Below are 10,400 nucleotides of genomic sequence, written 5' to 3' on the forward strand. Positions count from 1 at the left end.
AAAATAAACTCAATAATCGACCTCGTAAAAGACTTGGATACCTCACGCCAAACGAAAAATTTAAACAAATTATTAATCAGAATTCTGTTGCATTTGCAAGTTGAATTCAGCGTTCAATTTAGCCCGCCCTTCGCAAATACTTTTTCCGTTGGGTGCAATTTTATAAAACAGACGACTAACAAAGAAAGACAATAAAAAATATGGCTAAAGCATTTTTATCACATAGCAGCAAAGACAAAGATTTAGTTCGCAAAGTTGCTCAACAACTTGGAAATAAAAACTGTGTATTAGACGAAATTTCATTTGACCCAGGAAGAAAAACCCTTGAACAAATTTTATCAGAATTAGACAGTTCAGACATTTTTGTGTTATTCATTTCCAACGAATCACTTGAATCGACTTGGGTTAAAAAAGAAATTAATCGAGCAAAGGAGAATTTAAGTAATGACTACTTAGATAGGATAATACCAATAATTATAGATGAAAATATCACATATTCTGATACGAGAATACCAAAGTGGATAGCAAAACCCTATAATTTAAAATTCATCGAAAATGAGGTAATCATACTAAAGAAAATCCGACAAGCACTCAAAGAAGTAAATTTTAAAAAGACAAAATTCAACCAAGAGATTGAGAAAAATTTTGTTGGCAGAAATGCTGAAATGGAAAAATTTGAGAACGATATAAATAACATCGATAATTGGACTCCGACATATATTATTGCTTATAATTATTTTGAAGGAATTGGGAGAAGAACATTTCTCAAAAATGCTTTAAGAAAATATGAGCTTACTAACTATTTAGATTCTCCAACTACAATAACTATAGACTCCAAAGAAAGTATAGAAAATTTCATTTACAAGCTAAATACAATCAGTAAAATTCCAGAGATTTTGGATTATGACTTTTCTGTTCTTAGCATCGAATCAAAAATTGAGATAGCTGTTAAGCTCTTAAAGCAGTTTATGGATTACAAAGAGTTAGTTTTTGTAATTGATGAAGGTGGGATTGTTTTACCTAACAACACAATTGTTGATTGGTTTAAAAGTTTAGTAAACAATGAGCTATTTGATAACAATTTAATTCTGTGCTTAATTTCAAAATTTCGACCGAATGAAGCTCAATTAAAACGAAAAAAGAAATCACTTGTTTATCGTATTCCTGAACTTTCAAAGCCCGAGTCGAAAAATTTATTTCTGAGACTACTAAAGATTTACCAACTCGAAAATTTAAGACGTGAGGATAAAGAATTCTTTATTGAACATCTTAATGGAATTCCATCTCAAATTATTTATGCAGTAAACTTGATTGAAATAAATCCTTTAGAAGCAAAGAAAAATATAAATGAAATAGTTGAGTATTCGGACAGATTCAGTAGCACAATATTGAATCATTTAAAAGACACCCCAAACGCGTATCAATTGGCTATTTTTCTCTCTACAAATGAAATTTTTAGTATTGATTTAATTAATAAGGTATTTGGAGAAAATGATGACACATCTGCTGCTTTGCAAAAGCTGTTTGATCTTTCGTTGTTTAACTTCTTATTTGGAGGCTATGAGTATGTTAAATTAAATCCTACTCTATCTGACTTTATCAATCGCTCCAAAATAAGGATAGATAATGAATTCAATGATAGACTTAACAATGTTACAAAAGAACTACTTAAGGAAGACCTTGACAAAATCATAATTAATGACTACTCGGAGTTTATGATTACGCTCCAAAATATGCTTGTAAACGAAATAAAAATCCCTAAAAAATATTTCATTCCTTCATTAATCATCAAAAACGTTATTAAGGAATATGATAAAGGTAACTACGATTACGTAATCAGAATATGTTTGGAACTACTGGAAAATTCAAACTATGACCAACAAATAATTTGGGAAACCTACTATAGATTAACCTTGGCATATGCAAGAACAAAAAATGATAAATTTTTTGACCATATATCGTTCTTCAAGAATGAGATAAATAACCTTGATTATTACTTTTTATTAGGTTTTTATCACCGACACAAAGGCAACAAATCAAAGGCTCTCGAATATTATCACAAAGCTCTTGAATTTTACCCTGAACATTCAAGGACTAAGAGGGAATTAGTAAATCTATATCTTTCATTAGGTCAGTATGAAGATGCATTGGAATTGGCAAAAGAAAATTATGAAAAAAGGAAAACCAACATTTATCACATTCACTCATATTTTATAAGTGTAATCAGAAGGAAAAAGCAATTCACAAGCTCTGAAATAACAACATTGCAGACCTTAATGAATGCTGTTGAATCAAATCCTGACATTAAATCTGACGACATTCTAAGGTGTATGAAAGGAGAGTATGCTTAATTATGTAGAATCAAATCTTGATTTAGCAAATGACATTTTACTTGAAGCAATTCAACTTAACGAAAATAAAAACTACCCTAAAAAATCACTTTCAGAAATATACAGAAAAGAAGGGTTAAATGAGGCATTAGACGAACTCAATAATTACAATGACATTGATGATTCAGACGAAGAATAGAAAAACTGCACCCAACAGGCGTTTGGCTCAATGGCGGGCGAAGTGGTTAATTGAACATTCTACCTCGCATCAACTTTTGTCGTGTATTGACAGTTTTGTGCTCCGAAATCCGCCACTGCGCCAAGCGCCAAAACGTTAGCGGCAATCGTATCAAAACGCACGGCTGAAAAGAAATTTTTTGAATATGAGCATTAACAAAGCCCAAATTCTAAAAAACATTCGAATTACAGTGCATTAACACATACAGAATAACAACAGTTGATAAAACAATAAAATGAAAAATGGATTTAAAGTAATTGGAATTTCCACTCGGACAACAAACAAAGACAACAAATCAAAGGAAGATTTGGGAAAACTTTGGGGGCAATTCTATGCGGAAAACATTTTTGAGAAGATACCGAATAAAGTATCAGATGAAATATTTTCAATTTATACTGATTACAAAAGCAACTACACCGAGGAATATACTACGATTATAGGTGTTCCTGTTTCAACACTAAATGAAATCCCTAACGGATTAGTCGGTCGGGAATTTGAAGCCGAGAATTTTCAAAAATTCGTAGCAAAAGGCGAAATGCCGAACGCTGTTATCAATACTTGGATAGACATTTGGAATAGAGACGAAGAACTCAATAGAAAATATACGTATGACTTTGAAGTATATGGGGAAAACAGCCAAAAAGGTCAAGATTCGGAAGTGGAGATTTATATCGCAACAAAATAAGGAAAAACACCTGCCGCTAACATAGTATTTGCAAAAGGCGGGGTTAAGTGCAGGGTTGAAAATTTGGTAATATTTAGTCGCTCCTGCTTTTCCGTATTACTTTTTTTCTTAAATTAGCAATACGGAAAAAGCATCTGCTTCGGTTGGTCGAAATTGAACTATTCGTTCAATTTAGCCCGCCCTTCGCAAATACTTTTCCCGTTGGGTGCAAGTGTAACCCGAAACAACGGCAACAGAACGAAATAACGATATGGGATTTTATTTTAGAAAATCAAAAAACTTACTTGGTGGACTTTTTCGACTGAACTTTTCAAAAAGAGGAGTTGGAGTTTCGACAGGAGTTAAAGGAGCAAGGTTTGTAGTTGGACCAGCAGGAACTTATGTACATCTCGGACAAAAAGGATTTTACTACAAAAAATATCTTGGAAAAGGACTTTTCAATTCCGATAAGGAAAAAGAGAAGTACAACCAATTAGCCAAAGAATATCATTTGCCAACAGCAAACGAAATCCCCAATACAATCACAACAAAAAACTTTGACAGAATTACCGATAGCGAATCCGCAGACTTTATCAGAGAACTCGAAGAAAAAGACAAGAAAATCAAGTTCTTCAAAATCTTTGGTTTGTTTCCATCAATACTAATTTTGGCTTTTGTTGCATACAAATTGTTTGAGCCTATTGACAAAACAGAAGAACGTCAAAACGTTGTTACTATCAATAGCGAAACAGTAAATTTAAGAGACGAACCGTCAAAAGACCATTCTAACATTATTTCAAAATCTTACAAAGGCGACAAACTTCGTTTAATTTCAGAAACTGAAAACAATTGGTATCAAGTAGTAACAGCTGAAAATGACACACTCTTTGTTCACGGAAATTTAGGCACAATATCAAACGAATTGATTAAATCTGAAACAATCAGAAGATTTGACGATAATCCAAATATGCGATACACTCTGTTTGGATTGTCATTGATTCCGATTGTTCTTTGGAATTTCTTCTTATACCGACAAGACAAAAAGAGAAAATCAATTTTTATCACTTATGAACTTGATGAAGTTCTTGAAGATTTACAAAAAGATATGATTTCATCATTTAAGGCTTTTGCTCGGTCTAATAAGAAATGGCAAATCGTAAACACAAAACGAAATTATGATGTAAAATATACAGCAGGAGCAGGAGTTACAGTTGATAGAAAAGAGATTAAAGAAGTTTCGAGCCACAAACTTCCTACCCTATTTTTTGAAACAAATATTGAAATTCCATTTATAGCTTTACAAAATACGGAGTTATATTTTCTTCCTGACCGACTTTTACTAAAACGAAACAATAAATTCGCAGCAGTTCAGTATGGTAATATAGACATTCGTATTTTGCCTGTGAGTTTCAGAGAATACAACGGAGTTCCTTCTGACGCAACAGTTGCGGACTATACTTACAGATATGTCAATAAAAACGGTGGTGCTGATAGACGATTTGCAAACAATCCAAGAGTGCCGATTTGTGCATATACCGAATATCATTTTTCATCAGACGAGGGTATCAATGAAGTAATTATGCCGTCAAAAACAGACGCAATGGACGAGTTTGTTATTCAACTGAAAACGATTGGAAAACTGCAAAACGGATATTTACAAGAAACACCAATCACAGATACATACAAACCGAAAGTTAATTTCTCACAACAATCTGTACCAAGTCCACAATTTACATATCAAAAATTTGACCTGCCTCAATATGACGAGTTATTTCAAGAATCGGCTCAAATTATTGTCGAATATCAACAAGGTTCAGCTTCTTTACTTCAAAGAAAATTAAAATTAGGCTACAATCGTGCAGGTAGATTGATAGACGAATTAGAAGAAGCAGGTATTGTTGGTAGTTTTGACGGAGCAAAAGCCAGAAGTGTTTTTGTTAGAAACAGAGATGAATTAAATCAACTTTTATCAAAATTATCACACAATGAAAGTTCTAACAAAGCGGTAATAACAAGAGAGTATTACAACCTTTTAACCGAAACATCAAATCATCTTTCAGACATCACAGATAAACTTAAAAAAGACGAAACATTTACCGATACTTTCAAACATACATTAACAGAATCAACACCCGAAACTTTTGTGCCTTATTGTGTTCTTTTCGACACAGCACAAATTTTAAAAATGCTCACAAACGGAGAAATAAAACGGAATAGTTTAGAAATGACAGGACTTGTTTTGTTATCAATGAAGATAATCGAAACAGAAACCGACTCTTTTTCTTACGACTATGAAACGGTTTTTGAATCTCATTTATCAGGTCGTTACAAAGGTTTGGCTGATTCCGTTTTGGAAATCGCAAACAAAAGTAATCCGCTTCAAATTGACATCACAGAAAGCAAAGACGAGGAACTTATTTCAAATACAGAAGTTCAAAGCAGTCTTTCATTACCAGCAACTCTAAAACTGTTAGACCACCCACTTTTTGACGATTATGTAAATACGCTTTATCGTTTTGCAACAATTATTGCAAAAGCAGACAACAATGTAACTAAAAAAGAGGAAGATGCTTTAAAAGAAATTTACCAAATCACACATAACCCTGTTCCCGAGAATGAAAATAAAGCAATCAACATAACAGAAGCAGAAGAATCCGAAAACCTTGAACAAGTTTTAGCGGAACTTGAAAATTTAATTGGGCTTGAAGATGTAAAACGAGAAGTAAAATCGTTGATAAATTTCATTCAAATTCAGAAAGAAAGAGAAAAACAAGGACTTAAAAACTCGCAAATATCCTATCATTGCGTTTTTACAGGTTCGCCCGGTACAGGAAAAACAACTATTGCCAGAATTGTTGCCAAGATTTACAAGCATTTAGGTATTCTCGAAAAAGGACATTTAGTAGAAACCGACCGTTCGGGATTGGTTGCGGAATACACAGGACAAACAGCTGTTAAAGTAACCAAAACCGTAAATTCAGCATTGGACGGGATTTTGTTTATTGATGAAGCATACGCTTTGGTTGGCGAAAACAAAGACGATTTTGGAAAAGAAGCCGTTGCCACATTGATAAAAAGAATGGAAGATAATCGGGATAAATTGGTTTTGATTGTTGCAGGATATTCAGAAGAAATGAAAACTTTCATTGACACAAATCCAGGGTTCAAATCCCGATTTAACCGTTATATTCATTTCCCCGATTATACGCCTGATGAAATGATTAGAATATTTGAATTGCTATGTTCCAATTCAGAATATACCATTTCGCCCAATGCCAAAAGCCATTTGACAGAAGTTTTCAAACAACTTTACGAAAACAAAACCAAAGATTTCGGAAACGGAAGACTTGTAAGAAACATTTTTGAAAAGTCAATCGAAAACCAATCAAACAGAATAGTTTTAGCCGATACATTGACAAAGGAAATACTTACAACAATAGAAACAGAAGACATTCCGAGCGTTTCAACTTACACAAGCTAACTTATTTTTTCGATTTTAATAAGCAAAAAAATTGTTTTGCGGTGGAAAATGTGTATTTTTACCGCATAATATGCGGTGGTAAAATGTATATACACGAAATAGAAAATTGGACAAACTTTATTTGGGACAACGACAAGATTGTTCCAAAGTTAGCTTCTGTACGGCATTTACAAGGTCGTTTATTGGGTCGTATGGAAAGTTTAGGCTTTGATTTTACTGAACGTGCCACATTGGAATCGCTTATTTTAGAAATCGTAGATACGTCAAGAATTGAGGGCGAATTTTTAAATCCCGAACTTGTTCGCTCGTCTATTGCCCGAAAATTAGGCATTGAAAATGCTGATTTTATAAAGACACCCCGAAACATTGAGGGAATTGTTGATGTGATTTTAGATGCGACCCAAAATTTTAACCAACCTCTTACACAGGTTCGGCTTTTGGGTTGGCATAATTCACTATTTCAAACAGGTTATAGTGGTTATGTTCCTATTGACGTTGCCAAATATCGTTCAGGAGGAATGAAAGTAGTTTCGGGTATTTTTGGCAGAGAAAAAATACATTTTGAAGCACCGACAGCCGAAAGAGTTCCACACGAAATGGAACAATTTTTATATTGGTTAAATAAAGACAATAGTTTAGATTTAGTGCTAAAATCTATCATTGCTCACTTTTGGTTTGTCACCATTCACCCATTTGATGACGGCAACGGACGAATAGCGAGAGCAATTTTAGATATGTTTTTAGCAAAAAGCGACAATAGTAAAATTCGTTTTTACAGCTTATCAAACCAAATTTTCAAAGAGCATAAACATTATAACAACATTATTGAAAAAGCACAAAAAGGAACATCAGACATCACACAATATTTAGAATGGTTTCTCGGTTGTTTTGAAAGAGCATTAATGGCAAGTGAGCAAAATTTGGAAATTATTTTGGATAAAGCTCACTTTTGGGACAAGCACAAATCAACCAACATTAACGAAAGACAACGGCTTGTTATCAATTATCTATATGACAGCTACGATAAAGAAGTAGGATTTTTACGGACATCAATTTATGCGAAACTTGCTAAATGTTCAAACGATACAGCATTGCGAGACTTGCAAGATTTAGTTGCAAAAGAAATGTTGAAAGCAGAAGATAGCGGAAAGAAAACAAATTACATTATCGTAAGCCCGAAAGACATAAGAATACCAAAAATAACGGACGAAAAAACAACGAATTGAAACAACACCAGCACCCAACAAGGGTTTGGCGTAATGGCGGGCGAAGTGCTTCGTATAAAACTTTTTGCTAAATTTGAACTTTGGTGCTTCGTATCAACGGTAGTGATGTAAAACCGCCACTACGCCAAGCCCCGAACCGTTAGCAGACATATTTTTTGAAAGCGACGGGAAACCATACAACGACTAAAAACAGAAAGAAATATTTCCCCGAATTTCTGTGTACTGCAAACTTCATAAGACAACGTAATTTAACTCAAAAAACAATATGAACTCAAACAGTACTAAATCATCAAATCAAACTGTAATTACAATCCTAAAATGGATTTTTTCAATTTTAATCGGACTTTCGGCTCTTGGAGCTTTAGCAAGTAAATCATTTTTATCTTGTTTAATTTTACTTTTAGTTACAGCTCTTTTACTTCCGCCATTGACTGAATTTTGGAGAAATAAACTTCCTTTCTTAAAAAATAGAATTGCAAAAATTGCAAGTGTAATTGTACTATTTATTATAGGAATGGCTGTTAGTAACGACATTGGCAAAACAACTTCGACAACCAAAGAAGAAAAAAAGACTGAAGAAACTGTATCTAAATCGGAAGAAGAAATTGAAGAAACAGCAGAAGTTGAAACAATTCCGACAATCAAATACGAAATTTTACACGAAACCATAAAACGCTATGACAAAGCACCAAGTTATTTTGTTCTAATTGACGAAGTAAATTTATCAAACGACAAATTCAAAGAAGACATCAAAAACTTGATAAACAAAATTGTAACCGAAAAAGGAGCAAAAATTTCTATTGACATTCTTGACAACAAAAATGCTCTCGAACTTTTCTACAAGAGTCATTACGGAGCAAACACTTTGGGACGAATTTTGAACAAAAGTGAATTAGCTCAACTCGAAAAACACAGCGTTGCCTCTTTTAGTGGAGAACTCGAAACAGATATGTACCCAAATACACTTTATTTCTTCCCTTCTGCTTCCAAAAGCACTGCAAAAGTTGGAAAATTTGTCGAAATTATCGAATACAATCCCGTAATCAAAGACGACCGAATTGTCAAAAAGCAACGTGCAGATTTAAACAATCAAAAAGCACAATCAGACAAAAAGAAAAAAGACTTTGAGAAAAATTGTTTTAGCAGTTGGGACGGTTCTCACAGAGAATTAGTGAAACTTGTAAAAGCAAATATGAACGACAAAAAAAGTTTTGAACACGAAGAAACAACTTACACAACTTTGGACGATTATGCTGTTGTTATTATGAAGTTCAGAGGAAAAAATGCACTGGGAAATATGGTTTTGAATAGCGTTAAAGCAAAAATAAGTTACAACTGTGAAGTATTGGAAATAATAGAATAAAACAATACGTAGAAATAAATACGTCTGCTAACATCGCATTGGCAAAATGGCGGGTTAAGTGCAAAATTCAACTTTTGTGCTTTTTATTCCGCCGAATGTGTTCCACATTCAGCTTTTTTTTAATAATTTAGCTTCTGTGGAAACACATCGGCTACGTTACTGCTAAATTGAACTTTCGGTTCAATTTATCCGCCACTTCGCCAATGCGTTTCCCGTTAGCTGTAATTTTACCAAAAATGCGTACAAATATGACTTTTAAAACTGGTGTGTTAATTTTTATTTTGATTTTTGTTTCTAAAATTAATGCTCAACAATTTCCTGTGAATTTCGATATTGACAGTCTTAAATCGGCAAAAATTAATCCTGAAAAATGGAATGGAAAATTAATTTCTGTACAATGTGCTATTAAGAACATTGAAAAAGGACCGAAGAAAAAACCTTATTACAAATGTAACATTGATAACGATAATTTCATTTGGATAGGTTCATTGATGAACGACAAAGACAGGCTAAAATTAGAAGAGAATGTTAGAGTTTTAGGATATTTTTCATTGATAGAAAATCAAGACAAAATTTCTACAAAATACAATACAGATAAATTCCATTTATTAACTTTTGCTGTAATAAATCTTACAATGAAAAAAGCATATCATTTACCAGGAGCGGAAACCCAATTTGAAGAATGGAAGAACGGAATTATTCAACAGACTGATAATTAAACTACAGCTAACATAGTATTTGCAAAAGGCGGAGTTTAGGGGGTAATAGAAAAATTAGTAATATTTACTCGCAAAATGCTTTTCATTACCACAATTTTGTTTAATTTAGTGGCATTGAAAAAGCATTTGCTACGGTTGGACTGAATTGAACTATAGGTTCATTTCAGTTCCGCCCTTCGCAAATACCTTTTCCGTTACCTGCAATCTTTCAACAACTATGTGTAAAAATGAAAAACTACATCCTTTATTTTATTTTTTTGTTATTGACTGCTGAATTCAACTTGCAAATGCAACAGAATTCTGATTAATAATTTGTTTAAATTTTTCGTTTGGCGTGAGGTATCCAAGTCTTTTACGAGGTCGATTATTGAGTTTATTT

At 33.1% G+C, this 10,400-nt stretch carries 6 protein-coding genes and 5 pseudogenes; 10 read left to right on the forward strand and 1 reads right to left on the reverse strand.

Annotated elements, in window-relative coordinates; translation table 11 throughout:
- The 10 genes and pseudogenes from VQ048_RS11290 to VQ048_RS11335 form a co-directional block, all read left to right on the forward strand.
- Window positions 1-104, forward strand: a pseudogene (locus tag VQ048_RS11290) (IS30 family transposase); the annotation flags it as partial.
- A gap of 96 nt (window positions 105-200) precedes the next feature.
- Window positions 201-2,351 (forward strand): TIR domain-containing protein, encoded by a 2,151-nt coding sequence (locus VQ048_RS11295; RefSeq protein ID WP_327611781.1) that lies wholly within the window; start codon window positions 201-203, stop codon window positions 2,349-2,351.
- The gene (locus tag VQ048_RS11300) at window positions 2,344-2,529 is read left to right on the forward strand and encodes a hypothetical protein (RefSeq protein WP_327611782.1); all 186 of its coding nucleotides are present in this window, start codon (window positions 2,344-2,346) and stop codon (window positions 2,527-2,529) included. The genes VQ048_RS11295 and VQ048_RS11300 overlap by 8 nt, the downstream gene beginning before the upstream one ends.
- 274 nt (window positions 2,530-2,803) lie before the next feature.
- Entirely contained in the window at window positions 2,804-3,253 is a 450-nt protein-coding gene (locus tag VQ048_RS11305; RefSeq protein WP_013447212.1) for a GyrI-like domain-containing protein, read from the forward strand.
- 250 nt (window positions 3,254-3,503) lie between these two features.
- Window positions 3,504-3,653 (forward strand): annotated as a pseudogene (locus tag VQ048_RS12975) (DUF4236 domain-containing protein); the annotation flags it as partial.
- Between the two features lie 1,326 nt (window positions 3,654-4,979).
- Window positions 4,980-5,210: pseudogene (locus VQ048_RS11315) on the forward strand (DNA translocase FtsK); the annotation flags it as partial.
- A gap of 840 nt (window positions 5,211-6,050) precedes the next feature.
- Window positions 6,051-6,713, forward strand: a pseudogene (locus VQ048_RS12980) (AAA family ATPase); the annotation flags it as partial.
- A gap of 41 nt (window positions 6,714-6,754) precedes the next feature.
- Entirely contained in the window at window positions 6,755-7,939 is a 1,185-nt protein-coding gene (locus VQ048_RS11325; RefSeq protein ID WP_327611783.1) for a Fic family protein, read from the forward strand.
- Between the two features lie 265 nt (window positions 7,940-8,204).
- The gene (locus VQ048_RS11330) at window positions 8,205-9,302 is read left to right on the forward strand and encodes a hypothetical protein (protein ID WP_327611784.1); all 1,098 of its coding nucleotides are present in this window, start codon (window positions 8,205-8,207) and stop codon (window positions 9,300-9,302) included.
- A 248-nt stretch (window positions 9,303-9,550) separates the two neighbouring features.
- Window positions 9,551-10,021: a hypothetical protein gene (locus tag VQ048_RS11335; RefSeq protein WP_327611785.1), complete on the forward strand. Its 471-nt coding sequence runs from the start codon at window positions 9,551-9,553 to the stop codon at window positions 10,019-10,021.
- Window positions 10,022-10,297: 276 nt separating this feature from the next.
- Here the strand turns inward: VQ048_RS11335 and VQ048_RS11340 are convergent.
- Window positions 10,298-10,400 (reverse strand): annotated as a pseudogene (locus VQ048_RS11340) (IS30 family transposase); the annotation flags it as partial.

Source organism: Bergeyella anatis (assembly GCF_036016955.1).
GTDB lineage: Bacteria > Bacteroidota > Bacteroidia > Flavobacteriales > Weeksellaceae > JAYWXI01.

Excerpts from the sequence above, each read along its gene's own strand:
- VQ048_RS11305 (WP_013447212.1), top strand. The coding sequence starts at position 2,804 with ATGAAAAATGGATTTAAAGTAATTGGAATTTCCACTCGGACAACAAAC.
- VQ048_RS11330 (WP_327611784.1), top strand. The coding sequence starts at position 8,205 with ATGAACTCAAACAGTACTAAATCATCAAATCAAACTGTAATTACAATC.
- VQ048_RS11300 (WP_327611782.1), top strand. The coding sequence starts at position 2,344 with ATGCTTAATTATGTAGAATCAAATCTTGATTTAGCAAATGACATTTTA.
- VQ048_RS11295 (WP_327611781.1), top strand. The coding sequence starts at position 201 with ATGGCTAAAGCATTTTTATCACATAGCAGCAAAGACAAAGATTTAGTT.
- VQ048_RS11335 (WP_327611785.1), top strand. The coding sequence starts at position 9,551 with ATGACTTTTAAAACTGGTGTGTTAATTTTTATTTTGATTTTTGTTTCT.